Source organism: Pseudomonas sp. KB-10 (assembly GCF_018221585.1).
Taxonomy (GTDB): domain Bacteria; phylum Pseudomonadota; class Gammaproteobacteria; order Pseudomonadales; family Pseudomonadaceae; genus Aquipseudomonas; species Aquipseudomonas yangonensis.
Genome location: NZ_QYYB01000009.1, coordinates 24,448 through 50,684, shown reverse-complemented (window position 1 = coordinate 50,684; position 26,237 = coordinate 24,448). Strand labels below are relative to the sequence as shown.

Genomic DNA, 26,237 nt, shown 5'->3' with positions numbered 1-26,237 from the left:
GTGAGGCCCCAATGAGCAACAGACCCGATCTTGAACTGGCGCTGATCCAGACCACCCTGGCCTGGCATGACCCGGCCACCAATCGCCATCATTTCGAGCCCTTGCTGGAGCAGGCACGTGGCGCCGATCTGGTGATCTTGCCGGAGATGTTCAGCACCGGTTTTTCCATGGAGTCGGCGGACCTGGCCGAGCCTGAGAACGGCCCGACGACGCTCTGGTTGCGGGCACAGGCGCAGGCCATCGGCGCGGTGGTCTGTGGCAGCCTGATCATCCAGGCGGCCGACGGCAGCTACCGCAATCGCCTGCTCTGGGCGCGCCCGGACGGTTCGCTGGGGCATTACGACAAACGTCATCTGTTTCGCATGGCCGGCGAGCACAAGCACTACAGCGCGGGCGACCAGCAGGTGGTGCTGGAGCTCAACGGCTGGCGCGTGCGCCCGCTGATCTGCTACGACCTGCGTTTTCCGGTGTGGAGCCGCGATGCCGCTGGCACCGATCTGCTGCTCTATACCGCGAACTGGCCTGGCGCTCGCCGCCAGCACTGGAACCGCCTGCTGCCGGCGCGAGCCATCGAGAACCTGTGCTATGTCGCGGCTGTGAACCGCGTCGGCGAGGACGGCAAGGGCCATGGTTATACTGGCGATTCCCAGGTGCTGGATTTCCAGGGCGAGACGGTCCTGGCGGCCGGCGATGGCGATGGTGTGTTTCGCGCGACGCTTTCGAGCCAGGCCCTGGCCGCCTACCGCGAGCGGTTCCCCGCGCACCTGGATGCCGACGCTTTTACCTTGAATTGATCCGGAGTGACACGACATGGACGTGCAACAAAGCAATCCCTTCCAGACACCGCAGGCCGACCTGCAGCAAGCCACCACCAATCAGCAGCCGCTTTACAGCATCGCTGGCGTCGGTCTGGCGACCTTTATCGGCACGCCGCTGGCTGGTGCCTGGCTGCTGGCGCATAACCTGCAGCTGCTCGGTCAGGCGCATCGCGTGGCCATGGTCTGGGGCATTTCCGTCGTACTGCTTTTGGTTACGCTGGTGCTGGCATTCGTGCTGCCCGAGGAGGTGCCGGCGCTACCGTTCGCTGTCGCGCAACTGATGGCGATGATCATGCTGGCAAAGAATCTGCAGGAGGCCGACCTCAAGCAACATGTCGAGGCCGGCGGTGCGTTCCTATCCAACTGGCGTGCGGCCGGTATCTGCCTGTTGTTCACCCTGGGCCTGGCTGCGCTGATGTTCGCGGTGCTGATGATTTTCGATATCTGAATGCCGCTTCCCGGATTTCATCCGGGCTACCAACGTCGGTAGGGCGGGTGCGACCCGCCGGACCCATGTGGCGGGTTTCACCCGCCCTACGCTCGAGACGGCCACGTACGCACACAAGAACGCCGGGCATTGCCCGGCGTTCTTGTGTTCAGCGCTGATGGATCAGGCCGCTTGCGACTCGGCCTGGCTCAGGGCGCGGTTCAATGCACTGAACAGGGCGCGGAAGCTGGCCGTGGTCAGGTTCTCGTCGATGCCGATGCCGTGCAGGGCGCGGCCACCGTTGACACGCAGCTCGATGTACGCCGCAGCCTTGGCGTTGGCGCCGGCGCCGATGGCGTGCTCGCTGTAGTCCATGACCTCGACAGCCACCGGCAGGGCGGCGGCCAGCGCTTCCAGCGGGCCTTTGCCAATACCGCGCCAATGATGGTGCTCACCACCTTCGACGACTTCCACGTCGACGGCGCTGGTACCGTTCTCTTCCTGCAGGCGATGACCTTTCAGAGCGTAGGGACTGCGCGCTTGCAGATACTCGGTTTCGAGCAACTGGTAAATTTGCGCTGCGGTCATCTCCAGGCCAAGGCGGTCGGTTTCACGCTGCACCACCTGGCTGAATTCGATCTGCATGCGGCGCGGCAGGCTGATGCCGTATTCCTGTTCGAGCAGGAAGGTGATGCCGCCCTTGCCGGACTGGCTGTTGACGCGGATCACCGCCTCGTAGTCGCGGCCGATGTCGGCCGGATCGATCGGCAGGTACGGCACCTCCCAAAGCGCATCTTCCTTCTGCTGGGCGAAGCCCTTGCGGATGGCATCCTGGTGCGAGCCGGAGAAGGCGGTATGCACCAGGTCGCCGACGTATGGATGGCGTGGGTGTACCGGAATCTGGTTGCAGTCCTCGACCACCTTGCGCACGGCGTCGATATCGGAGAAGTCCAACTGCGGGTCGACGCCCTGGGTGTAGAGGTTCAACGCCAGGGTCACCAGGCAGACGTTGCCGGTGCGCTCGCCGTTGCCGAACAGACAGCCCTCGACGCGGTCGGCACCGGCCATGACGGCCAGCTCCGAGGCGGCGACGCCGGTGCCGCGGTCATTATGGGTATGCACGCTGATCAGCACGCTGTCGCGCTTGCTCACATGGCGGCCGAACCATTCGATCTGGTCGGCGTAGTTGTTCGGCGTGGCGCACTCGATGGTGGCCGGCAGGTTGAGGATCAACTTGTTCGCCGGGGTCGGCTGGAACACGTCGATCACCGCGTTGCACACCTCGACGGCGAAGTCGATCTCGGTGCTGCTGAACACTTCCGGCGAATACTCGAAGCCCCACTGGGTTTCCGGTGCGGCGTCGGCCAGGCGCTTGATGGTGGTGCCGGCGGCCACGGCGATGGCTTTGACGCCGGCCTTGTCCTGGTTGAAGACGATTTTGCGGAAGCTCGGCGCGCAGGCGTTGTAGTAGTGAACGATGGCCTTCTTGGCCCCCTTGAGCGACTCGAATGTGCGCTCGATGAGGTCGTCGCGCGCCTGGGTCAGCACCTGGATGGTCACGTCGTCTGGAATGTGGCCGCCTTCGATCAGCTCACGGACGAAGTCGAAATCGGTCTGCGAGGCGGACGGGAAGCCCACTTCGATTTCCTTCAGACCGACTGCGAGCAGGCACTTGAAGAAGCGCATCTTCTTTTCGGCGTCCATCGGCTCGATCAGCGACTGGTTGCCGTCACGCAGGTCGGTGGACAGCCAGATCGGCGCCTTGTCGATGATCTTGTCCGGCCAGGTACGGTCCGGAATCTGGATCTGGGTGAAGGGGCGGTATTTCTTCGAAGGGTCTTTGAGCATGCTCATGAATCAATCCTGAACGCGAAGGCCAGACTGGCCGTGCTGAAAAATGAAAGGAGAAAAAGCAGGGAGATTCGGGGTCGGCAGACCCTAGCGCAGTCGTTGCGCGACCAGGCAGAGATTGGCGTGTTGCCGAAGGATGATGAGGGTCTGCGAGATGTTCATGAGGCCAACCCTAACTATTGAAGAAAAACCTGGCAAGCAGGCAGAGAAAATTGGTGAAAAAATGCGCCTGTAGTCGGTGAGTGGTTTTTTGTTGCGTTAATTTGATGATCGGCAGGCTTTGATTGCGCAGTGCGCTCGCGCTTTATCAAGGCCTTGGCGGGAGCACGCTGGCTCCCGCTGCGGGCTGCGCCTGGTCAGGGGCTGGGTGCAAGGCCGGACGTAGTTCGCGCATGTCCGCACCGCTTGGGTGCTGGAATACGCGCAGACCGAATTCGGGGAGGATGGCCAGCAGGTGGTCGAAGATGTCCGACTGGATGCCTTCGTAGGCGCTCCAGGCCACGGTATTGGTGAAACAGTAGATTTCCAGCGGCAGGCCGTCGGCGGTCGGGCTGAGCTGGCGCACCATCAGGGTCATGTTCTGGTGAATGTTCGGGTTGTGCCGCAGGTAGTGCTCGATGTAGGCGCGAAAACTGCCGATGTTGGTGATACGACGGGTGTTGACCACTTGCTTGCCGTGTTCGGCCAGCTTCAGGTTCCAGTCGCGCAGTTCCTGATCCTTGTGATCCAGGTATTCGTCGAGCAGCATGAAGCGCCGCAAGCGGGCGATTTCCTCATCGCTGAGAAAGTGCACGCTGGTCTGGTCCAGATACAGCGCGCGCTTGATTCTGCGGCCGCCGGATTCCTGCATGCCGCGCCAGTTCTTGAAGGGGTCGGTGATGAAGCGCTTGGTCGGAATGGTGGTGATGGTCTTGTCCCAGTTCTGCACTTTCACCGTGTGCAGGGCGATGTCGATCACGTCGCCGTCGGCGTTCAGGTTGGGCATCTCCACCCAGTCGCCGACCCGGATGATGTCGCTGGAGGAGATCTGCACGCTGGCCACCAGCGACAGCAGGGTGTCCTGAAAGATCAGCAGCAATACGGCGGCCATGGCGCCGAGGCCGGACAGCAGGATCAGTGGCGAGCGGTCGATCAGCGCGGCCACGATGAGGATCGCAGCGATGGCGAAAATGGCGATCTTGATTACCTGCAGATAGCCCTTGATCGGCTTCAGGTGTGCGCTCGGTCGACGCTGGTAAAGCGTGTTGAGAATATCCAGCAGCGCGGCGATGGCCAGGGCGATGGTCAGCACGATGAAGGCGCTGCAGACGTTGCGGGTCACCTCCACGACGGCCACGGGCATGTTCGGTACCAGCATCACGCCACTGGACAACACCAGCGCCGGCACGACGTTGGAAAGACGCTTGATGATGCCACTTTCCTTGATCCGGCCATGCTGGCCGACGGTCGTAGCACCGATCACTCGATAGATGGCGCGCACCAGAATGTGCTTGACCAGCCAGTTCGATAGCCAGGCAGCCAGGATCAGTGCGAGGGTGGCGCTGAAGGTGAGCAGTTCCGGCTGTTGCTCCAGCCACTCCGTCCAGGTATTGAGCTCATTCGGCATATCCGGCTCCGACTCGGCTGTGGCGAAATAACGATAATCTTCGTTTGCGGATTTTCGGGGGCCGTACCTTAGCAAAGTTGCCTGACGTGCCCAAAGCGGCGGGGTGGGTTTTCCCGCTGCGCAGTGATGCGCTCAGGGCTTGAACGCACCGATGAAGATCGCCGGGTCGACCCGCGCGTCGTTGAGGCTGACGTTCCAGTGCAGGTGTGGGCCGGTGGCGCGGCCAGTGGCGCCAACCTTGCCGATATGGCCACCGCGGGGAATCTCGTCGCCTAGCTTCACGTCGATTTCAGAGAGGTGACAGAACATGCTGATCAGGCCCTGGCCGTGATCGAGAAACACCGTCTTGCCATTGAAGAAGTAGTCGCCGATCAGAATCACCTTGCCGGCTGCCGGGGCCTTGATCGGCGTGCCGCGGTTGGCGGCGAAATCCAGCCCCGAGTGCGGGTTGCGTTCTTCGCCATTGAAGAAACGGCGCAGGCCGAAGGGGCTGGACAGCGGGCCGTTGACCGGTTTGTCGAACAACAGGTTGCTCGGCTGGCGTGCGCTGAACTGCCGATAGGCGCGGGTCTGCTCGGCCAGTTCGCGCTCGATGCGTGCCAGGTTCTTGGCGTTGGGCGTGACCTGTTGCTGGTTCTTGATGGTGATGCGCTGCTCGGCGTAGTGCTTGGCGCCGACCTGGAAGGTCAGGCGAGCACCGCCCTCGACCTCCACCTGCTGGGTGCCGGGCTTGACGCTTAACGGGATGCCGACAATGGCGATCCAGCGCTGGCCGTCTTCATGCACGGTGAGCACCGGCTTACCCTGATAGCGGACCTTGGGCGCCTGCGCCGGGTTACCCAGATCGACCACTGCCACACCACCCGGCACCGGCTTGTTCAGCAGGCGGGTGATGAAGCCTTCGGCATGGGCGGGCAGGGCGAGGATAAGGGTCAACAGGCTTATGCAGGGTACTCGTAGACGCGAGCGCTGCTCGCGAACGTGCAGGCTGAAAAAACTTCGCGAGCAGAGCTCGCGCCTACGCAGGGATGCTGGCATTGGCTTAATCCAGTAGCGACAGGGTCGCCGGTTGTATGTGGTTGTCTTCGACGCGCACATCCAGCTCGCCTTCGCTCAGGCGCGCCTTGAGGCGTTGACCGGGCCGGGTCTGCGCAGCGCTGCGCACGGCCTGGCCGCGCTCGTCGAGAAGGATGCTATAGCCGCGGCCAAGGGTGGCCAGTGGGCTGACGATCTGCAGCTGTGCAGCCAGTGCGCCCAGTTGCTGACGCTGGCTGCGCAGTTGTGCCTGCATGGCGCGTGGCAGGCGTGCCGCCAGGCCGTCCAGACGCTGGCGCAGCAGGGCCAGGTTACGGCCCGGATGCTGCGCAGCGAGGCGTGCGTCGAGACGGGCCAGGCGTTCGCGCTGATTGGCAAATTGTTGGCTGAACGCGCGGCGCAGACGCATATCCAGATCGTCCAGGCGCTGGGCCTGCTGACGCAGGCGCTCGCCGGGATGACGCAGGCGCCGGCTGGTGCCCTCAAGACGCAGGCGTTCGCGGGCCAGGCGGCTCTGCATATGCAAGACCAGGCGACGCTGCAGGTTGTGCAGGCGCTGCACCAGTTCGCTGCTGTCCGGAGCCAGCAGTTCGGCGGCAGCCGAGGGCGTCGGTGCCCGTACGTCTGCGACGAAGTCGGCAATCGACACATCCGTCTCGTGCCCCACGGCGCTGACGATGGGCGTAACGCAGGCCGCTACGGCACGGGCCACCGCTTCCTCGTTGAAGCACCAGAGGTCTTCCAGCGAGCCGCCGCCACGGGCCAGGATCAGCGCGTCGAAACCTTGCGCGTCGGCGCGTTGCACGGCTCGCACGATCTGTGCGGTGGCGTCGCGACCCTGCACCGCTGTAGGGATCAGGTTCAGCTCCACTTGCGGCGCCCGGCGGCGGAACACGCTGATGATGTCGCGGATTACCGCGCCCGTGGGCGAGGTGACGATGCCGATGCGCTTGGGATGGGCGGGCAGGGCGATCTTGCGCTCGGTGGAAAACAGACCCTCGGCGCCGAGCTTCTCCTTCAGCGCTTCGAAGGCCAGGCGCAGGGCGCCATCGCCGGCCGGCTCGACCGCATCGAGAATCAGCTGGTAGTCACCGCGGCCCTCGAATAGCGAAACCTTGCCGCGTACCTTAACCGCCAGGCCGTCACGCAGCGCCTGGCGCACGCGCGCGGCGTTCTGGCGGAACAGGGCGCAGCGCACCTGGGCCTGGTTGTCCTTGAGAGTGAAATAGATATGCCCCGAAGCCGGGCGGGCGAGGTTGGATATTTCGCCCTCGACCCAGATGCCGGAAAACACGTCCTCCAGCAGCAGGCGGGCGCGGTTGTTGAGCTGGCTGACGCTGAGTACCTCTCGGTCGAGGTTCAGGCGCGCGAAGGGATCGTTGATCATGGGGCTGCATGATAAGCGGAGTCGATAGCAGGCGCGACCGCGTCATCGAGCAGGCGCTCCAGCAACCAGGCGGCGACCGGGCGCAGGGCGCGCTGGCGCGACCACACCACATCGACCCGCGCGTGTCTTGGCCAGCCGGGCATTGGCAGTTCGTGCAGCAGTCCGTTGCCATGGTTGGCGACCAGCTCACGTGGCAGTTCCGCCCAACCAAAGCCGAGCGCTGCCATCTCCAGCAGCAACAGGAAATCCGGCGCAGACCAGCAGCGGCCTCCGCTGCTGGGAAGGTCGTCGGATGGCCTGTCGCTGCTGGCCACACTGGTCAGGCGCAACACGCGCCAGTTGGTCAGATCCTCGGCCGTGATCGATTGCAGCTTCGCCAGCGGATGCTCCCGTGCCACGAACAGGCCGAACTGGGTGTTGGCTGCGACGCTGGCGTGGGCGATGTCGGGAGGATAGGCCGGCTGCGCTGCCAGCAAGCCGAGATGGGCGCGACCCTGGCAAACCAGGTCCAACACGTCGGCGTGCTCGGCAATCAGGCACTCGAACTCCAGGTCGGGAAAGCGCCGGTCCAGTTCGACCAGGCGCGCCTGGTACTGCTTGGGCTGGTAGGCGTCCGACAATACAAGGGTCAGCTTCGCTTCCTGACCAGCGGCCAGGCTGGCGGCATGGCGGGCCAGGCGATCACTGGCGGCGAGCACCTCTTCGGCGCGTGCCAGCAGGCTGCTGCCGGCTTCGGTCAACTGCAGCCGCCGCGGACCGCGCTCGAACAGTTCGACGCCAAGGTCCAGCTCCAGGCGGGCCACCGCTTCGCTGATGGTTGATTGGCTCTTGCCCAAGCGCCGAGCGGCTGCGCTGAGGGAGCCGCAGCTGGCGGCCTGAGCGAAGGCCTGAAGTGATTCGGGTGAAGGATTCATATCGGCTTTACCGATGGCAGCTGGTTTGTTGATAACAGAAAAGCCGATGATCATAGCGCCGGTCACATTTCTTCACGAGGCTTTATTCATGACTGAGTCCCTGCAGCGTTCCCTTTGGGAGCGGATAGGCCACGCGCTGGCCTTCGAGTTCATTGCGGTCAGCATCTGCGCGCCGACCCTGGCCTGGCTGATGAACAAGCCGCTCGGCCAGATGGGGGCACTGACGCTGATGTTCGCCACCATCGCCATGCTCTGGAACATGCTGTTCAACTATCTGTTCGATCAGGCGCAGCGGCGTATGGGCTTTCACCGTGGAGTCAAGGCGCGGCTGTGCCACGCACTGCTGTTCGAGGCCGGGTTGATCCTGGTGCTGGTGCCGCTGGCCGCCTGGTGGCTGTCGATCAGCCTGTGGGCGGCTTTCTGGCTGGACATCGGCCTGATCCTGTTCTTCCTGCCCTATACCGTGGCATTCAACTGGGGCTATGACGTGCTGCGGGCGCGCTGGGTGGCACGTCGTGAGGCGCAGGCAAGCGCTGCGATCTGTCGCGGGGCTTGATTTGCCGGCGGCAGCGCCTAAGCTGCCGCCTTTCTTCGCCATCCGTTCGAACGTCATGACCGCGCAACTGATCCTCGTCCCGCAGATATCCACGCTTCCCGCTCACGAGCAAAAGGCCCAGGCCACGCTGCGCTGGCTGGTCAAGCGGGAGATCGTCGAGGCACTGCCGACCACCTGCGGCCAGGGCGGCAACGGCATGGCCTATGCCATAGGACCTGGCGCCCGGCGCATCGCCCAGCGTCCCGAGTTGCTGCCCTATGGCCAGCCGCATAACGGCCTGGAAATCATCACCCACCGCTGCATCTACGTGCCGACGCGCGGTTTTCTCGAAGAGGCCGGCTGCGCCGAATGCCGCAAAGAGGTGGGCGTGCCGCTGTTCGACAGCCTGGAGGAGTGGTGGCCGGGGGAGACTGACAACTTCATCTGCCCCGAGTGCGGGCATGAGGATGACATCAACGGCTTCCTGTTCCTGCAGCCTTGCGGCTTTTCCAACCTGGGCTTCATCTTCAACGGCTGGATGGACGCTGGTCTGCGCCCTGCATTCGTCGAGGAGTTCGGCGAACGGCTGGGCTTTGCAGTCAGGCAGGTACGGGTCGACGATCCGGCCTGAGCCTGCATTCCCCAGGCCGTACGGAGCCCGTCGATATCGCCGTTTCCAGCACTCGCTTGCCGAGGGGGCGTTTCGTGATATGTCTATTTGAAAGCACACTTTGCATTGAGTGCAGCAGGCGCGCTGGGTATAATGCCGCGCTTCTTATTTTCCCGCTCGGGAGCCCGCCATGCTGCGCATCAGCCAAGAAGCACTCACTTTCGACGACGTCCTGCTCATTCCCGGTTATTCCGAGGTTCTGCCCAAGGACGTCAGCCTGAAGACCCGCCTGACCCGCGGCATCGAACTGAATATCCCGCTGCTGTCCGCTGCCATGGATACGGTCACCGAAGCGCGCCTGGCCATCGCCATGGCTCAGGAAGGCGGCATCGGCATCATCCACAAGAACATGACCATCGAGCAGCAGGCTGCCGAAGTGCGCAAGGTCAAGAAGTTCGAGGCCGGCGTGGTCAAGGACCCGATCACCATCGAAGCCGACGCAACCGTGCGTGACCTGTTCGAGCTGACCCGGCAGAACAACATCTCCGGTGTTCCGGTACTTTCCAACGGTGACCTGGTGGGCATCGTCACTTCCCGCGACGTGCGCTTCGAGAACCGTCTGGACGCCCTGGTGCGTGACGTGATGACGCCGAAAGAGCGCCTGGTCACCGTCAAGGAAGGCGCCGACAAGGAAACCGTTCGCGAGCTGCTGCACAAGCACCGCATCGAGAAAGTACTGATCGTCGACGACGCTTTCACCCTCAAGGGCATGATGACCGTCAAGGACATCGAAAAAGCCAAGGCCTACCCACTGGCCAGCAAGGACGACCAGGGTCGTCTGCGCGTTGGCGCTGCCGTCGGCACCGGCGCCGACACCGGTGACCGTGTTGCCGCGCTGGTCAACGCTGGTGTCGACGTGATCATCGTCGACACCGCCCACGGCCACTCCAAGGGCGTGATCGACCGCGTACGCTGGGTCAAGGAGAATTTCCCGGAAGTTCAGGTGATCGGCGGCAACATCGCCACTGGCGCCGCTGCCAAGGCGCTGGTCGAAGCGGGTGCCGATGGCGTCAAGGTCGGCATTGGCCCGGGCTCCATCTGCACCACCCGTATCGTCGCAGGCGTCGGCGTCCCGCAAATCAGCGCCGTGGCCAATGTTGCTGCCGCGCTGGCTGGCACTGGTGTACCGCTGATCGCTGACGGTGGCATCCGTTTCTCCGGCGACCTGTCCAAGGCCATCGTCGCCGGCGCTTCCGCCGTGATGATCGGTTCCATGCTGGCCGGCACCGAAGAAGCCCCGGGCGAAGTCGAGCTGTTCCAGGGCCGTTCCTACAAGGCCTACCGCGGCATGGGCTCGCTGGGTGCCATGGCGCAGGCGCAGGGCTCGAGCGACCGCTACTTCCAGGACTCCTCGGCCGGTGCCGAGAAACTGGTGCCGGAAGGTATCGAAGGCCGCGTACCCTACAAGGGCGCGATGAGCGCCATCGTTCACCAGCTGATGGGTGGTCTGCGTGCCTCCATGGGCTATACCGGCTGCGCCACCGTCGAGGAAATGCGCACCAAGCCCGAGTTCGTACGCATCACCGGCGCCGGCATGGCCGAGTCGCACGTCCACGACGTGCAGATCACCAAAGAGGCGCCGAACTACCGGGTGGGCTAAAGACTCACGGCCTCAGGCTGCAGGCGGCAGGCTACAGGCTTGCCGCAGTGGCTTGAGGCGCTGCTTTTCCTGAAGCCTGCAGCCTGTGGCTTGCAGCCCTTTTTCAAGCTGTCTCTTCGAGGCCCACTATGTCTGTCCCTGACATTCACGCCCACCGCATCCTCATTCTGGACTTCGGCTCCCAGTACACTCAACTGATCGCCCGCCGCGTGCGCGAGATCGGCGTCTATTGCGAACTGCACCCCTGGGACATGAGCGACGAGGACATCCGCGCCTTCGCCCCGCGCGGCATCATCCTCGCCGGCGGCCCGGAGTCGGTGCACGAAGCGGGTAGCCCGCGCGCGCCGCAGGCCGTGTTCGATCTGAATGTCCCGATCCTGGGCATCTGCTATGGCATGCAGACCATGGCCGAGCAGCTCGGCGGCAAGGTGGAAGGCTCCGACCTGCGCGAGTTCGGCTACGCCCGCGTCGACGTGGTCGGCAAGAGCCAGCTGCTGACCGGCATCGAAGACCATGTCGACGCTGACGGTGTGTTCGGCCTCGACGTCTGGATGAGCCACGGTGACAAGGTTACCCGCCTGCCGGAAGGCTTCCACATCCTCGCCAGCACCCCGAGCTGCCCGATCGCCGCCATGTGCGACGACACCCGCCACTACTACGGCGTGCAGTTCCACCCGGAAGTGACCCACACCAAGCAGGGCGGTCGTATCCTTTCGCGCTTCGTGCTGGAAATCAGTGGCTGCGAGGCCCTGTGGACCCCGGCCAACATCGTCGAAGACGCCGTTGCCGCCGTACGCGCCCAGGTCGGCGACGCCAATGTGCTGCTCGGTCTGTCCGGTGGCGTTGACTCCTCGGTGGTCGCGGCGCTGCTGCACAAGGCCATCGGCGATCAGCTGACCTGCGTATTCGTCGACAACGGCCTGCTGCGCCTGCACGAGGGCGATCAGGTAATGGCCATGTTCGCCGAGAACATGGGCGTCAAGGTGATTCGCGCCAATGCCGAGGAGCAGTTCCTCTCCAACCTGGCCGGCGAAGCCGACCCGGAGAAGAAGCGCAAGATCATCGGCCGCACCTTCATCGACGTGTTCGATGCCGAGGCCAGCAAGCTGGACAACATCCAGTTCCTCGCCCAGGGCACCATCTACCCGGACGTGATCGAATCGGCCGGCGCCAAGAGCGGCAAGGCCCACGTGATCAAGAGCCACCACAACGTCGGTGGCCTGCCCGAGGAAATGAACCTCAAGCTGGTCGAGCCGCTGCGTGAACTGTTCAAGGACGAAGTGCGCAAGATCGGCCTGGAGCTGGGCCTGCCCTACGACATGGTCTACCGCCACCCGTTCCCGGGCCCGGGCCTGGGCGTGCGCATCCTCGGTGAAGTGAAAAAGGAATACGCCGACCTGCTGCGCCGCGCCGATCACATCTTCATCGAAGAGCTGCGCAAGGCCGACTGGTACCACAAGACCAGTCAGGCCTTCGTGGTGTTCCAGCCGGTGAAATCGGTCGGCGTTGTCGGTGACGGCCGCCGCTACGCCTGGGTCGTCGCCCTGCGCGCCGTGGAAACCGTGGACTTCATGACCGCTCGCTGGGCGCACCTGCCCTACGAGCTGCTGGAAACCGTCAGCGGCCGCATCATCAACGAGATCGAAGGCATCTCCCGCGTCACCTACGACGTGTCGAGCAAGCCGCCAGCGACCATCGAGTGGGAATGATGACTCTCCGAGCCTAGCTCGTGTGACGAAACCCCGGCCAAGCTGCCGGGGTTTTGTTTTTCAGGGGCAGGTGGCGCTTTTTCTGTCGTCCGCCGAGCCTGTTGGCTAGGGTTAGGCTTTTACCTGGCCAAAAGGAAGCGCCCATGTCCGTCAACTCGACACCTTTCTCGTGCTTACGTACGTTCCTGGCCGCGCTGCTGCTGGCCGTGGCTCCCAGCAGCTTGGCTCAGGATGTGATTGAGCTTTTCGGCGAGCGGGCCTACACCGGTCGAGTCGATTTCAAGGTGGCGCCTCCTTCCGGTAAGCCGGTCATGCACTACGGCAGGGGAAGCGTGTTGCTGAGCCGCAGCGCACCGGGTAAGGCGAGCCTTCAGTTGCAGGGCAAGGTCCCGGACAGTACGACGCAGACCGAACTCACCATACCCGGTATTTACGACGATGCCGGCTGGCGCAGCGAGCCGGGTGATGTGCAATTGAGCATCGCCACCAACGGGCGTGTTAGTGGTGGGGGTGTCAGTGAGGGACGTACTTTCCTCTTTTCGGGCACTTTCAACCCGACGAAGGTGCGACTGGAGGTGCGTGTCACGTCGGACCGCGAGGAGGGCGGAGTGCCTGCTGGAACCGTCCTGACGTTCGACTACAAAGTTGAACGCGAGTCTCTCAAGGCGCAGGTCGCTGAGGATGGAGAGGGGGGCTGTCGGCTGGTCATGCGACCCATCGCCAATTTTGGCGGGGGCATGACCATGGCTCAGGTGCCAGAGTGCGATTGAATGGAGCGACTCTGCCGGTGTACATGGCGAAACAAGCCTTGAACACGGCAGCAGGCAGTCAGTTCTGCAGCAGCGCCACTGTGACCAAAAGAGCGAACAGGCTCAGGCTCAGAAAACTGATCAGCAGCATGCGTCTGTCCTGACGAATCTGGCTGGTGAGTATCGCCTTGCGCTGCTGCCAGTCGCAGGCGATGGTGACCCAGCGATTTTCCAGCAACTGGCGCCAATCCTCATCGCTCAGCCAGCAGGCGACGTGGTGGGCGGGCAGATCCAGCGCGGGAAACAACTCCTCGCACGTCAGCGGGCCCAGCGATATCTGAAAGCGCTGACCATGGCGTTCGCAGTCCAGTTCGAGGCGGACCTGCGGGCGGGTATCCTGAACGTCAATGTCTTCGGGGTCGGGTGTGAAAACTTCATAGGACGTGATTTGCGCCGTGCCCGGACGCAGCAAGGCTCTGCGGATTTTTTCCCAGAGCAGGCGCGCGAGCTTGTATAGGGCCCAGGCGGAGAAGGCGAAAAGCAGCAAACTGATCAGCCACAGCAGGCCGCCGAGCAGGATGAACAGCACGATCATCATCAATATCCCGTAAGCAGCGTCGGCGCGGCTTCCCAAATGAGGTAGCCCATGATCATCAGCATGATCGCGGCGAAGGGCGATGCGGCGTTCGGGGCTTCAGGCCTGGCATCGGCCGGGTTCGCCCTGGTAACGTAGAGCATGAAGGTGCCGGCCTGCTGGTCGAGCTCGACGTGCTCGTCATTGAGCACTAGGTGCTCCACTTCGTAGGTGCGCTGATCGTACTCGTAACGCAGACGATAGGCGGGCTTGAGGCTGATCATCGTGCTCTTGTCGACGCTGATGGGCGCCTTCACAGTTGATGCGATTGACTGCTTCGGAGAAGCTGCCGGCCCTGACCAGCTGTACGTACCATACGTACCAATAGAGATCGCTCAGCATCGTGGCGGCTATGTTGGTCTGTAATTGCTGTTATCGGTGCATTGTGTTCAATTACTGTGAACGGACATTCATTCTGCTCCGCTCAGTAATGCGCTATCGTATCACCGCTCTGGACGGGCGGCTTTGCTGGAACCGACGGAGCTCTCGCCCGAGAGGATTTCTACCGGTTCCCTTGCACTTGGTAGGGAAAAAGAGTGTCATGTCTGCGAGTAAAGACGCATCCCAGAGCCCTTTGATTCTGGTCATCGATGATATGCCGGAAGCGCTGCAAGCGCTGCTGCAGCAGATCCGAGCCCAGGGCTGGCGCCTGTCACTGGCCAGCGAAGCCCGGCAGGGGCTGCAGCGTGCCCTGGCCTTGCGTCCCGATCTCATCGTGCTCGACGTGCGCATGCCGCAGATGGATGGGTTCACCCTCTGTCGTCTGCTGCGTGAGGCGCCCGCCACACGCGATACGCCGATCATTTTCCTGACTTCAGCCGGAAGCCTCGAAGAGCGCCTGGAGGGGTTGGAAATGGGCGGCGTCGACTACGTGCTCAAACCTTTCGAAACCGCCGAGGTCATGGCGCGCATTCGCATTCACCTGCAACTGTCGCGTACCGGGCAGCCGCAGGGGGCGGTCGATAATCCGCTCGAACCGGTGGATGAAGAGGTTGTGATCCTGCAGGCGGCGATGCGCCTGATCGCCCAGAATCTGGCTGATCTTCCTTCGTTGGCCGAGATCGCGCGTAAAGTCGGCACCCATGACAAGCGTCTGTCCGCGATCTTCCGTCAGCACCTGCAGACCACGGTGTTCGCCTACATCCGCGGGGCACGCCTGCGCAAGGCTCAGGAGTTGCTCGCCGCCAGCGGCATGAGCGTGCAGGACATCGCCGAGTTGGTGGGTTTTCGCAGCGCCTGCAACTTCACCACGGCCTTTCGCGAGCGCCAGGGTATCACTCCCAGTCAATTCCGCCAGCAGATGCAGGCCGCCGATTGAGTTGGTTCGGGCGCTGGGGGGTATGGGGGCTGCTGCTGCTCGCTCAGTGCCAAGTGGTAGTCGGCGCGCTGCTGGAGCCGGCATGCCTGTTGGACAGCGCGAAGCCTGTCCGGCTGCTGGAGGATCGCTCCCGCGTGCTGGACGTCGAGCAGATCGTGGCCTTGCCCGAGGCGCGTTTTCAGGTAGTCGAGCCTGGGCATTTCCCAGTCGTCTTCAGCCAGTCGGCATTCTGGCTGCGATTCGCGCTGAGCGCTCCGTCCGAAATCGCCTGCCAGGGGTGGCTGAGTGCCGGACCGCCGGGCCTGGATGAGGTCCATATCTATCTTCGCCGCGATGATGTCTGGGAGCTTGCGGAGCCGATCCGTGCATGGAGCGATCGCCAGCCGTTGCTCCCCCTGTCGCTTGGCGCTGGGGAGCGGGCCGAGGTGGTCATGCGTATCAGCAGCCAGGGCGCGCTGCGCATCGAACCGCAGGTGGCCGATGGGCTCGAGCAGGTATCGGGCGAGGAGCCTCGGGGATTGGTCGAGGGGCTGCTGCTGGGGCTCGCAGGGGTGTTGGTACCCTTCAGCCTGATCGTCAGCCTGCAGATCCGTTCACAGCTGTTGCTGCTCAGCGCCTTGGGTGGGCTGGCGGGGGGGGCGCTCGCCAGCATAGCCGATGGCTACCTGCTCTACTGGCCAGTGCTCGTTCCCTGGAAGCCTGTCCTGTCGAGCCTGCTGGGTGCGCTGACGCATTTCCTCTTCGCGGGGTACCTCATCACGCTATTCAGAGCAGCGCGGATGCCTCCTGCATGGCGCCTCGGTCTGTGTTTCGCCGCATTGTTACCCGCCGCCATGATGCTGGCAGGGCTCTGGCTGGACTATGTGCCGGTGCGCCAGGTGGCGGAGGCGTTCCATTGGATCTATTGGCTGCTGGTACCTGTATTCGCCCTGACGGCCTGGCGTCTCGGTCTGCGGCTCGACTGGTTGGCCTGGTCGGTGGCCGGGCTGTTCGTGGGGCATGGACTGGCGAGTCTGGCACTCGATGTATCGGTCCTCGACTGGCCGTTCAGCGCCGACCGCATTGGGCTCGTGGCGGTATTGCCCGGCATTTTCATGCTGGTGATGACGCTGATAAGGGAGTTCTATCGCAGCCGTCGGCGCGAGCGCTTCGCCTTGGCGCGGCTTGAGGGGCAGCAGGAGGCCGAGCGCGAGCGGCTCGAGCGTACCGTGGCCACGCGAACCGAGCAGCTGCGTCATTCCCTGCGGACCCGAAGTGCATTGCTGGCGCGCATCAGCCACGACCTGCGTTCGCCCCTGGCAGGAATCGTCGACTGCGCCCGCCTGTTGAAGCAGGAGGCGCCCGGTGAGCTTCCGGAGTACATCGAGCGCAGCGCTTGGCGGCAGCTCGATCGGATCGACGATTTGCTGGAGTTCTCTCGCGTCGAGCTGCAGCAGCAAGAGCTGGTGCTGGCGCCGGGTTACCTGTTCGGTTTCCTGAAGGACCTGGAAGAGCAGGCGAGCATTCTGTTTCATCGTGAGGATTGCCAGCTGACCTGCCGCTTCGATGGCGACCTTCCGCCCATCGTGCATGCCGATTTTCGTCGTCTGGGTCGCGTTCTGATCAACCTGCTGGAAACGGCCGCCCAGGGGCAACATGGCGGCTGTCTCCAATTATTCGTCGGGTTGGCCGCTGACTTCTGCTCCGGCGACGACGTGGTGCTGATGTTCGTCATCGCTCCGCAAAGCTGTGCTGAAGATCGAGAGCGCCCACAGCAGCCAGGTGCGTCGGCGGATGATGTGGGGCTGGCAGGTGTACGGCAGTGGCTCAGGCAGATGGGCAGCGAGCTGGTGGCGGAGCAGGGCATGCGATTCAGCTTCCGCCTGCAACTGACGACAGCGGACGAAGAGGAGCTGGACCTGCTGCTGGACGACAGCACCGGCACTCCGATACAGGGCGATGGGTTGCGCATTCTGGTCGTCGATGACGTGCTGGGCAATCGCGAGGGGATGAGCGATTTGCTTGGCGGCTACGGCTTCGACGTCTGGGTAGCGCAAGAGGGCGCCGAGGCGTTGCATCTTCTGGCGCGCGAGAGCTTCGATCTGCTCATCACCGATCAAACGATGCCGGGGCTCGACGGTTGGGCCTTGCTGGCGGTCGTGCGCGATCAATATCCGGACTTGCCGGTGCTGCTTTATTCGGCTGCGCCAGCCTCAGCGCCGGCAGGCTCTCCGCATGGCCTGGGTTTCGATGCCACGCTGCTCAAGCCGGCCGAGGGCGGCGTACTGCTGGGCATGGTGGCACGCCTGATCGGCGCGCCAGTAGCAGGGCAGGGGGCGTGATGCGTCGGCTGTTCTGGCTCGTGATGCTGGCGGCCTGGTCGACCTGGGGGGCGGCGGCCGTCGAGCGCGAAGCACAGCGCCCGGCCGGGTTGTCGGTGTACCAGGATCTTGGCCGGAGCCTTAATGTCGAGCAGGTTGCGGCCTTGCCCGACGCGGTCTTTCGCGAGTTGCCTGAGCGCCGCTTCTTCCATGAGTACAGTCACTCGGCGTTCTGGCTGCGCTTGCAGATGTCGGTCGAGCAGAGGGAGGCGCATCGACACTGGCTTTCGGTGGGGGATCCGCGCCTGAGCGACATTCAGGTCTATGTCCCCGATGGCAACGGCTGGCAGCGCATGCAGGCCGGCGCCGCACATCCACCGGAGTCATGGCCGGTAGTGGCGCGTCAGCCGCTGTTTCCGCTACAGGCCACCGAGCACGACGTGATGCTTATCCGGGTCGTCGGGGATTCGCTGCTGGTGGTCGAACCACTGCTGCGCTCCGATGGCGAGTTGCTCGCCCAGCGCCGGGCCGTTGCCGTCGCCGATGGTCTGACGCTGGGCATCGTCCTGCTGGTGGTGCCGCTCAGCCTGGTCATCGGCTTCATCATGCGTTCGGCGCTGCTGGCCGCTCATGCGGTAGCGGTGCTCAGCTACATCCTGCTGGTGTGTGTGGTGAACGGCTATCTGGTGCACTGGCCGACGCTGGTGCCCTGGACGTCCTATATCCGCGCCTTCGCCAGCCTGGTCGGCTTCGCCTGTTTTCTCGGCTACCTTCGCGTCCTGCTTCAGGTCGCGCGCCTGCCGAGCGTGTGGGCGCGCCTTTATGACGGGGTGCTGGCGGCCTATTTGGCCAGCGCCCTGTGGGTCGTGTTCGTGGATCATGTGCAGGGGCGCTTCCTCACCGAGTGGGTCATGCGGTTGGCGGCCTACGGCCTGCTGCCGTTGACCCTGCTGACAGCTTGGCGCCGCGGGTTGCCATTAGTATGGATGGCCTGGGCCGTGCCGTTCCTCTATCTGCTCCAGTTCCTGGCCCGCTATGTCTTTCAGGCCGACCACCTTCCCTGGCAGGCACGCCAGGAGTCCTACAGCATTTCGTCGACACTGCCTGGGGTCGCCTTGCTGACCTGCACACTGATGACCGAGCTATACCGCAGTCGCGCCCGTCAGCGTTGGGCGCAGCAGGAGCGGAGCCAGCGGCGCCTGGAGGCACGGGGGCGTCTGGATGCTGCCGTTGCACGTCGAACCGAGCAATTAAGGACCTCCCTGGATGCGCGCGGCGCCCTGCTGGCGCGGCTGGGGCAGGAGCTGCGCGAGCCGCTGCTGGACATCATCGGCAGCGCCCGGCGGCTGGTCGCCACGTCGTCGAGCGACTATCCGCAGCGCATCGAGCGCAATGCCCGCAGTCAGTTGGAACTGATCGAGGACTTGGCGGCCTTGGCGCATCGGGATGAGTTGCCGGGCCCCAGCCTGCGCGCGGGGTCGCTGCATGCTTTCTGGCGTGAGGTGGTCGAAGAGGCTGAGTTGCTCGCCGCGCGTCAGAACAACCGCTTGCAATGGCGCCTGGGGGCCGGTGTGCCATGCGAGGTGATGGCCGATTTCGGTCACTTGCGGCGCGTCCTGCTGAACCTTCTGGGCAACGCCGCCAAGTTCACCCGCGAGGGGAGCATCGCCCTGGGCCTGGACTGCCTGGCGTGCGATGGCCAGGGCGTGCGCCTGCGGTTCTCGGTTGAAGACACCGGGATCGGCATTCACCCCGATGATCGAGTCCGCCTTGGACAACCCTTCGTGCGTGGCCGCAACGTGGAGTGGATCGACGGCTTCGGGCTGGGCCTGGACATCGTGCGCCAGCTTCTGGAGGGCATGAACAGCGTCCTGCATCTGGCAGACGACGATGGACCCGGAAGCCGCTTCAGCTTCGAGGTCTGCCTGATGCAGACGGGTGTCCAGGATGTAGCGAGCGTGGAGGCAGGGGCATGAGGTCGCAGTGGTTGTGGGGGCTTGGGCTGCAGGGGCTGACCATCGGCATCACATTGGGAGCCACGCCCGTTCAGGGCGAGACCTGGATCCTGGACGATGTCACCGTCACCGCGCGCCAGAGACCCGAGCTGGCCCGTCAGGTGCCGGTGGCGCTGGATGCGCTGACAGGCGAGGCACTCAAGGAGCAGGGCATCGTCAGTACGGCGCAACTGGCGCAGCGTGTGCCGAGCCTGATGGTCTCGGTGCCCAACGCGCGCTATGCCAGCTATGGCATCCGTGGCCTCGGTTCGAGCTCCTACAACGATGGCCTGGATGGCAGTGTCGGGGTGTTCATGGATGGCATCTACCTGGGGCGTCAGGGCATGTCGGTCGCCGATCAGTTCGATCTGGAGCGGATCGAGGTACTGCGCGGCCCGCAGGGCACGTTATACGGCAAGAACACCACCGCCGGCGCGCTTAACCTCTACAGCCGAGCGCCCACTTTCCAACCCGAAGCCTTTGCCGAGCTGACCCTGGGTTCGGACGGCCTGCGCCGCAATCAGGGCGTGCTCTCCGGCCCGCTGGCGGACGACGTGTTGGCCGGGCGCCTGTCAGTACAGGTGTCCGAGCGCGATGCACTCAACGAGAACCGCTATTCGGGGCTTTCGACCCGTGAACAGGAGCAGCACGGACTACGAGGCCAGCTGCTCTGGCAGCCAAGCGAGATGTTCGACGCGCGCCTGATTGTCGATCATGTCCGGCGCCGGGACGATGTGGCACTGGTAGCTAGCCATTACAGCATGACCACGCGGCGGCGTGCGGCCTATGTTGGCTATCCGCTGGGGGAGCCGGATCCCCATGCCCGTCGTTTCACCCATGACCGGCCCTCGGTTGCCGATGTGCTGAGCGACGGCGTGGCACTGGAGCTGAACTGGCAGTTGGCCGGCGGTCCCACCCTCACCAGCCTTACCGGTTATCGCGACTGGCAGTACGACACCCAGGTGGATGCCGATGGCCTCGGCCTGGCCGTGGCCTGGGGCGATGCGCAGCTCGAACACCGGCAGTTCAGCCAGGAGTGGCGGCTGGCCGATTCGCCCAGCGAAGGCTTCGACTACGTGGTTGGGCTCTATTATCTGAAGCAGCATCTGGACAAGGATATCGAGTCGAACTTCGGGCCGGACGCCGCGGCCTATTTTCTCGGTGATCGGCCCGAGCTGCAGATGCCGCCCCCGTTCGGGCCGATACCTCCGGGCGCGATTCCCAGGTCCTTGCTCGACGGCTCGCGGCAGCACTTCGACGGCGAGCAGCGCAGCGATAGCCGGGCTCTTTTCAGCCAATTCACCTGGCACCTGACGCCTCGCCTGGCTGTCACTCCGGGCCTGCGCTATACCCGTGAACGCAAGGTCGCGCGCATCTCCCGGCGCGCCGAGGCGCCGCCGATGGCGCTGAATCCTCTCGATCCGTTGATGCCGCTCTGGCAGATGGGCGGTACCTTGCTGCGCCAGGTGACGCTGGGTGGCGACTACGATCGCCGCGAACGCATGGCGGAGAGCAATCTGTCCGGCCAACTGACCCTCAGCTACCAGATCAGCGAGAGCACGCTGGGTTACCTCAGCACGGCGAGAGGCTACAAGGCCGGTGGCATCAACCTGGACGTGGTCAGCCGTTACGCGCAGCCAACCTTCGATGCCGAGCGGGCGACCTCTCTGGAGATGGGACTCAAGCACGGTTTCTGGGGCGGGCGCGGCTGGATGGGTCTGACCCTTTACCAGACCGATGTGGATGACTACCAGGCACTGACCAACAGCCCGCCGGCCGACGAATTCTCGCCGCCGCTGCGAGACAACCTGATCAACGTGGGGCAGGTGAGGCTGCGCGGTGTGGAGCTCGACTTGCAGGTCCAGGCTACCGAGCGGTTGCAACTGCGCGGCGGCCTTGCCTGGAGCGACGCGCGCTACCGCGATTTCGCCGACGCTCCCTGCCCCCCTGGGGCTCCGCTCGCGAGTAGCTGCGACCTGAGCGGACAGCGGCTGTTCAATGCGCCGGAGTGGGGGAGCGTCCTGGGGCTCGACTACAACCGACCGCTGGCGGGCGGCCTGGTTCTGTTCGGCGGTGTGAACTACAGCTTTCGCAGCGGTTTCCAGGGCACGCTCGAAGGCGGAACGGGCAGCTATCAGGGGGCCTATGCGGTGACCGACATGCGAGTGGGCATGGGGCGGGCGGATCGCGCCTGGGAGGTCCAGCTCTGGGTTCGTAACCTGTTCGACGAGCGCTACATCACTGCGGTGCGCGGCCAGTTGGGTGCGGGCGATTACGGCGTCGCACTTGGCGAGCCACGGATGCTGGGAACCACATTGCGGCTGGCCTACTGATGCAGGGCCTATGCGCCGGAGCAAAACTGGGCGCTCTTCTTTTTAAGAGTTAACTATTTAATTAAGGAGAGTTTATTCATTTTGCTGCGTCCGCTCTGCTTTGCCGGGGTGGACGAGGGCTGCGCTACGCGCAAATCTCTTTCCGGCCATGCTGGCTTGTTGCCCTGGTCCACATGAAAACACTTGCAGCCTTCATTTCTGGGACAGATGGATTCTCCTTCTTTCTTTCCTTATCGCGCCCATAAAGGCACTCGTAGGGGTTGCTTGGTGGTCGCTGCGTACAGGTGCGCGGAACAGAACTCGAATGATGGCGAATCCCTTTTGGCGCGATTGGCGCCGCCGGGTTGATGTCATTGAGCGCTCGCGTCTGAAGATGGAGCCGATGATGCGCGCAACTGTCTACGGCTCTTGCGAGCGCTTGCTTCTCACCGCACTAATCTACCTGTCGCGATTCCGCTGGGCCGAGCATTCGCCTCCTACTTGGCGGACTCCTTGGCTCTCGGTGGCAAGCTAACTTCAGATTTTCCCGCGTTCTGACGTTCAATCATCGCTTTAATCCAGCGGAGCAAAAGAATCGTCCGCTACAACAAAATATTGTGTGTGAGTGTTCTGCCAAGATGCCGGCCAGTTGCTGGCAACTGCAGGCACCAACAAGCCGAATGATCGGCCTGAGCCCGCCATTTGTCAGTTCATACCGGCGCCCATGGTCTGCATGGGGCCTCTGGTTCTTTCAAATGTGCAAGTCGTGGGAGTGGGGTCGGGCATGAATGCAAAATGGATGAGCGGCATTTGTTTGGATGGTGTTCGCAGAGGGCCTGTTTCGAAAGTGTTGCTTGCACTTCCTTTGCTAGGTCTCTCCACTGTCGCATTCGCTGCGGATCTGGCGTTGGATTTCCAAGATTCGCCGAACATCGGCCCCGCCGGTGGGGTGTTCACCTACAGTCTGGGGCTGCAGAACAACGGCCCTGCCGCCGAGGGTAGCGCCACCGGCATCACCACGTCCTTCAGCATGCCCGTCACCGGCGGCGGCACCTATGGCCAGTTTTTAACCTACCGGGTAGTCGATGGGACCGGCACCTGCACCTACAATGCAGGTCCCCAGACTGTCACCTGCAATGGCCTGTCGACGCTGGCGTTCAACCAGGCGATGACGATCGAGATCGATGTACGTCTGCCGAGCGCTGGTACCTATAACAGCAATGCTTCTGCCGCCAGCATTGGCGCGACTGCCGACACCAATTTGGGCAACAATTCTGCGCCGCAAACTACTACAGCTCAAGCTGCCTCCGACCTGCAGCTTAATGCCAGTTCCAACGCAGCCCCCGGCATCCTGGCGGGTCAACCCTACGCCTACCAGCTGGAAGTCACCAACAATGGACCGGACGCCATGCCCGCCAATTCGGGAACTCGGGTGACCTTCCAGGTACCGAGCGGTGCATCTGTCACTGGACGGCCCAGCGGCAGTGGCTGGACCTGCACTCCGGACACAGGCTATCCGCTGAGCAACAATGAACTGATCACGTGCGACCGCAACCAAGCGTTGGCCATTAGTGCGACAGCGCCGGTCATCACCGTGCCCGTCGTCTCCAACACCAATGGCAACGTGTCTGCTTCCTTCCGGGTCGCTGGCCTCCAGCAGAATGGAGAACCCGTGCCGGATGGCAATGAGACCAACAACATGGATAGCGTGCCCCTGACATTTGAACCGGGCACAGACGTCAGCGTCGTCAAAGCTCGGACCACGCCGACCGGCTCCGGAGCAGTGGCGCAAGGCAGCACGGTAACCTATACCCTCACGCCTAGCCATCTGGGCGGCCAGCAGCCTGGCGGCACCATCACGGTGACCGACACTCTGGGCGCTGGACTGTCTTTCGCGGCGCCGACGGCCTTTACCGCCGGCAGCGGCTGGTCCTGCGGCACCGTCGGCAACGTGCTGACCTGTACGCGCTCCGGTTGGAACGGTGGCAACTTCAGCAACATGCCCATCATCCAGGTGCATGCTGTGGCGAATGACCTTGGCACGTTGGAAAATACCGCGGAAATCACTACGCCCGGCGACGCCAATTTCAGCAACAACATCAGCACGGTCAATATCAACTCCAGCAATGAAGCGGATATCGTCGCCACCAAGGGTGGCCCTACATACCCTGTGACCCTTGGCGAGGTTTTCAACTACACCTTGTCAGCGCGCAATAACGGGCCGCTCGCCGTGATTGCGGGGCAGACGATCCGGGTGACGGACACCCTACCGGTCGGCACTGTCCTGGCGAGCCCGCCCTCGGGGAGCGGCTGGAACTGCGCCGACAGTGACCTGGGTGCGACCCCTCCGGTAATCAACTGCACCCGCCTAGGTCCGCTGGCGGTCGGCGCCACTGCGCCCACCATCACCGTGCCGGTCCAAGTCACGACCGCAGGGACGCTGCAGAACTTCGCCTGCACCGCGTTGGAAGGTCCTGCCGTACCGGTGGACAACACCGCCAACAACTGCACTAGCCCGATATCGACCCTCGCCACAACCGAGAGGGCCGATCTGGCGATCGTAAAGACGGACGATAGCAACGGCGATCCCATTCGCACCGGCGACAACCTGACCTACACGCTGGTGGTGACCAACAATGGTCCGGATATCTCGACAAATGTGAGCGTGGCCGACAATCTCACCAACCTGCTGCCGGGAGCTGGTAACGGCGGCCTGCAGTCCGTAACCATAGTACCCGCGCCGGCCGCCACCTTTGGATGCCGTATCGGCGACTCCGGTGCCTATTCGGTGGCGCTCGGACCGCTCGATGGAGGCAGCCAAAATCTGCGCTGCAACTTGGGCGATCTGGCCAGCGGTGCCAGCTCTACTATTACCATCGTGGTCAAACCCTTGGTCGCTACCACTGCTGGTCGTACCAACACCGCAACCGTGAATTCGCCCGACGTGGGTGACGGCAACCGTGCCAACAACACCAGCACCGCCACCACCAGCAGCGTCACCGCTCTGGTCGACATCCAGGCGCTAAAAACCCGTCCGAGCCCGACCATTCCTGCAGGGGCGCCCCTGCGCTTCACCGCCTCCGTGCGCAACGCAGGTCCCTCGACGGCTAGCGGCGTCGAGCTGGTCGACACCCTGCCCAGCAATGCTCCGTTTCTCGGCTTGATCAGCAGCGACGGCGGCAATTGTGCGCCGTTACCTGCCATCGGCAGCGTGGGCCAGCCCCTTACCTGCACTTGGGCCAGCCTGCCAAACAATACCACGCGCAACGTCATCTACGAAGTACGGGCAATGACCGAGGGTGACACCATTAACAACGCGGTAACGGTATCGACCACAACCGAGGAAGACGATGTGCTTCCTAACACGGCGAATACCACCACCGCCGTGACGGCTGCCCTACTTGACATCGTGGTCAACAAGTCTGACAACCCTAACGTTGTGGCTCTGGGCGAGACCTCCACCTACACCATCACCATCGACAACGGTGGTCCCTCTGCCGGCACCGGCCTGACTCTGGTCGATACCTTCCCGGTGAATGCTCCAGACGGAAGCGCTCCTACGGCCGTTTTCAGCTACCAGGGCGGTCTGCGGGTCTACAGGGGCGTCACCGAGGTGACCGGCGACGCGGCCGAGTACAGCTGTAGCGAGCCGGCTGTCGGTGCGACCTCCGGCGTTCTGACCTGCAACTTCTCTGGCTACTTCGACGAGGGTGCCAGTCATCAGCGCAGGGTCACCTATGTGATGCGCGCAGAATCGGTCAGTGGCGTGGCCGGCGTGGCGGTGGGTAGTAGCCACAATCATGTGTCCGTCGCCGTCAACGAGACTGAGACTCAGACCGACAACAACGAAGCTATCGAGACCACCTCGGCCCGCCGTGACGACGTTTCGGTCGACCTGGGCGGTACCAAGACAGCTAGCCCCCGGGCCTTGGTGAAGGGTGAGAATGTGGTGTACACCATCGCCGTCACCAACAACGGCGGGGCCGGTGGTGCGGCGTTGGACAGCCTCGGTGCGCAACTGATCGACTCCCTGCCGGCCGGCCTGCAGTATGTGAGTTCGACCCCAGCCGGTGCGTGCAGCCACAGCGGCGGTACGGTGACTTGTCAGATCGGCACGCTGCCCACCGGCGCTAATAGGATCTTTACCATCACCGCGCGGCTGGACGAGAGTTACTCCGGTCCCACCCCGCTGGTGAACGAGGCGCACATCGATGCGCCTGGCGATACCGATCCGGGCAACAATAACCCGCGCGACGAAACGCCGGTTATCGACAAGTCGATCGGCGCGCCCACCCTGTCACAAAGTGCATTGCTGATGCTGACGCTGCTTATGTCCCTGCTGGCCTGGCGCGCACGTCACCGCGTCTGAGAGAGGTAA

General features: G+C 63.5%; 19 protein-coding genes. 12 read left to right on the top strand and 7 right to left on the bottom strand.

What is annotated here, in order from left to right; genetic code table 11:
* Positions 1-11 precede the first annotated feature (11 nt).
* Both DXK50_RS21670 and DXK50_RS21665 read left to right on the top strand, forming a co-directional pair.
* Positions 12-794, top strand: coding sequence for an amidohydrolase (locus DXK50_RS21670; RefSeq protein WP_212631701.1), 783 nt, complete (start codon positions 12-14; stop codon positions 792-794).
* 16 nt (positions 795-810) lie between these two features.
* Positions 811-1,266 carry a hypothetical protein gene (locus DXK50_RS21665; protein WP_212631700.1) on the top strand — a complete coding sequence of 152 codons (456 nt, stop codon included), beginning with the start codon at positions 811-813 and terminating at the stop codon, positions 1,264-1,266.
* Between the two features lie 162 nt (positions 1,267-1,428).
* On the opposite strand, the gene leuA is transcribed toward DXK50_RS21665, so the two are convergent.
* The 5 genes from leuA to DXK50_RS21640 all read right to left on the bottom strand — a co-directional run bounded on the left by leuA (position 1,429) and on the right by DXK50_RS21640 (position 8,038).
* Positions 1,429-3,099: a 2-isopropylmalate synthase gene (gene leuA, locus DXK50_RS21660; RefSeq protein ID WP_212631699.1), complete on the bottom strand. Its 1,671-nt coding sequence runs from the start codon at positions 3,097-3,099 to the stop codon at positions 1,429-1,431.
* A gap of 304 nt (positions 3,100-3,403) precedes the next feature.
* Positions 3,404-4,702, bottom strand: a complete 1,299-nt coding sequence (locus DXK50_RS21655; protein ID WP_212631698.1) for a mechanosensitive ion channel family protein — start codon at positions 4,700-4,702, stop codon at positions 3,404-3,406.
* A gap of 132 nt (positions 4,703-4,834) precedes the next feature.
* A complete protein-coding gene (locus DXK50_RS21650; RefSeq protein ID WP_212631776.1) occupies positions 4,835-5,647 on the bottom strand; it encodes a peptidoglycan DD-metalloendopeptidase family protein in 813 nt (270 codons plus the stop codon).
* A gap of 97 nt (positions 5,648-5,744) precedes the next feature.
* Positions 5,745-7,124 carry an exodeoxyribonuclease VII large subunit gene (xseA, locus tag DXK50_RS21645; RefSeq protein ID WP_212631697.1) on the bottom strand — a complete coding sequence of 460 codons (1,380 nt, stop codon included), beginning with the start codon at positions 7,122-7,124 and terminating at the stop codon, positions 5,745-5,747.
* A complete protein-coding gene (locus DXK50_RS21640) occupies positions 7,121-8,038 on the bottom strand; it encodes a LysR family transcriptional regulator (RefSeq protein ID WP_212631696.1) in 918 nt (305 codons plus the stop codon). Before DXK50_RS21640 ends, xseA begins: the two co-directional genes overlap by 4 nt.
* Before the next feature lie 88 nt (positions 8,039-8,126).
* On the opposite strand from DXK50_RS21640, the gene DXK50_RS21635 reads away from it, so the two are divergent.
* The 5 genes from DXK50_RS21635 (at position 8,127) to DXK50_RS21615 (ending at position 13,322) form a co-directional block, all read left to right on the top strand.
* Positions 8,127-8,594 carry a multidrug/biocide efflux PACE transporter gene (locus DXK50_RS21635; RefSeq protein WP_212631695.1) on the top strand — a complete coding sequence of 156 codons (468 nt, stop codon included), beginning with the start codon at positions 8,127-8,129 and terminating at the stop codon, positions 8,592-8,594.
* Positions 8,595-8,649: 55 nt separating this feature from the next.
* On the top strand, positions 8,650-9,204 hold the full coding sequence (locus DXK50_RS21630; RefSeq protein ID WP_212631694.1) for a sugar ABC transporter ATPase: 555 nt from the start codon (positions 8,650-8,652) through the stop codon (positions 9,202-9,204).
* A gap of 169 nt (positions 9,205-9,373) precedes the next feature.
* Positions 9,374-10,843: an IMP dehydrogenase gene (gene guaB, locus DXK50_RS21625; protein ID WP_161867586.1), complete on the top strand. Its 1,470-nt coding sequence runs from the start codon at positions 9,374-9,376 to the stop codon at positions 10,841-10,843.
* Between the two features lie 128 nt (positions 10,844-10,971).
* Positions 10,972-12,552: a glutamine-hydrolyzing GMP synthase gene (guaA, locus tag DXK50_RS21620; protein ID WP_212631693.1), complete on the top strand. Its 1,581-nt coding sequence runs from the start codon at positions 10,972-10,974 to the stop codon at positions 12,550-12,552.
* Between the two features lie 143 nt (positions 12,553-12,695).
* Positions 12,696-13,322, top strand: coding sequence for an SET domain-containing protein (locus DXK50_RS21615; protein ID WP_212631692.1), 627 nt, complete (start codon positions 12,696-12,698; stop codon positions 13,320-13,322).
* 58 nt (positions 13,323-13,380) lie between these two features.
* Here the strand turns inward: DXK50_RS21615 and DXK50_RS21610 are convergent, their stop codons facing one another.
* Positions 13,381-13,896: a hypothetical protein gene (locus DXK50_RS21610; protein WP_212631691.1), complete on the bottom strand. Its 516-nt coding sequence runs from the start codon at positions 13,894-13,896 to the stop codon at positions 13,381-13,383.
* Between the two features lie 2 nt (positions 13,897-13,898).
* Positions 13,899-14,159, bottom strand: a complete 261-nt coding sequence (locus DXK50_RS21605; RefSeq protein ID WP_249186964.1) for a hypothetical protein — start codon at positions 14,157-14,159, stop codon at positions 13,899-13,901.
* 317 nt (positions 14,160-14,476) lie between these two features.
* Here DXK50_RS21605 and DXK50_RS21600 point away from each other — a divergent pair, with 317 nt between their 5' ends.
* The 5 genes from DXK50_RS21600 (at position 14,477) to DXK50_RS21580 (ending at position 26,228) form a co-directional block, all read left to right on the top strand.
* Positions 14,477-15,253 (top strand): response regulator transcription factor, encoded by a 777-nt coding sequence (locus DXK50_RS21600; protein ID WP_212631690.1) that lies wholly within the window; start codon positions 14,477-14,479, stop codon positions 15,251-15,253.
* Complete coding sequence (locus DXK50_RS21595) at positions 15,250-17,574, top strand: hybrid sensor histidine kinase/response regulator (protein WP_212631689.1); 2,325 nt, start codon at positions 15,250-15,252, stop codon at positions 17,572-17,574. The genes DXK50_RS21600 and DXK50_RS21595 overlap by 4 nt, the downstream gene beginning before the upstream one ends.
* Entirely contained in the window at positions 17,574-19,529 is a 1,956-nt protein-coding gene (locus DXK50_RS21590) for a 7TM-DISM domain-containing protein (RefSeq protein ID WP_212631688.1), read from the top strand. The genes DXK50_RS21595 and DXK50_RS21590 overlap by 1 nt, the downstream gene beginning before the upstream one ends.
* Positions 19,526-21,880, top strand: coding sequence for a TonB-dependent receptor (locus DXK50_RS21585; protein WP_249186963.1), 2,355 nt, complete (start codon positions 19,526-19,528; stop codon positions 21,878-21,880). Before DXK50_RS21590 ends, DXK50_RS21585 begins: the two co-directional genes overlap by 4 nt.
* Positions 21,881-22,643: 763 nt before the next feature.
* On the top strand, positions 22,644-26,228 hold the full coding sequence (locus DXK50_RS21580; protein WP_212631687.1) for a DUF11 domain-containing protein: 3,585 nt from the start codon (positions 22,644-22,646) through the stop codon (positions 26,226-26,228).
* Positions 26,229-26,237: the final 9 nt, after the last annotated feature.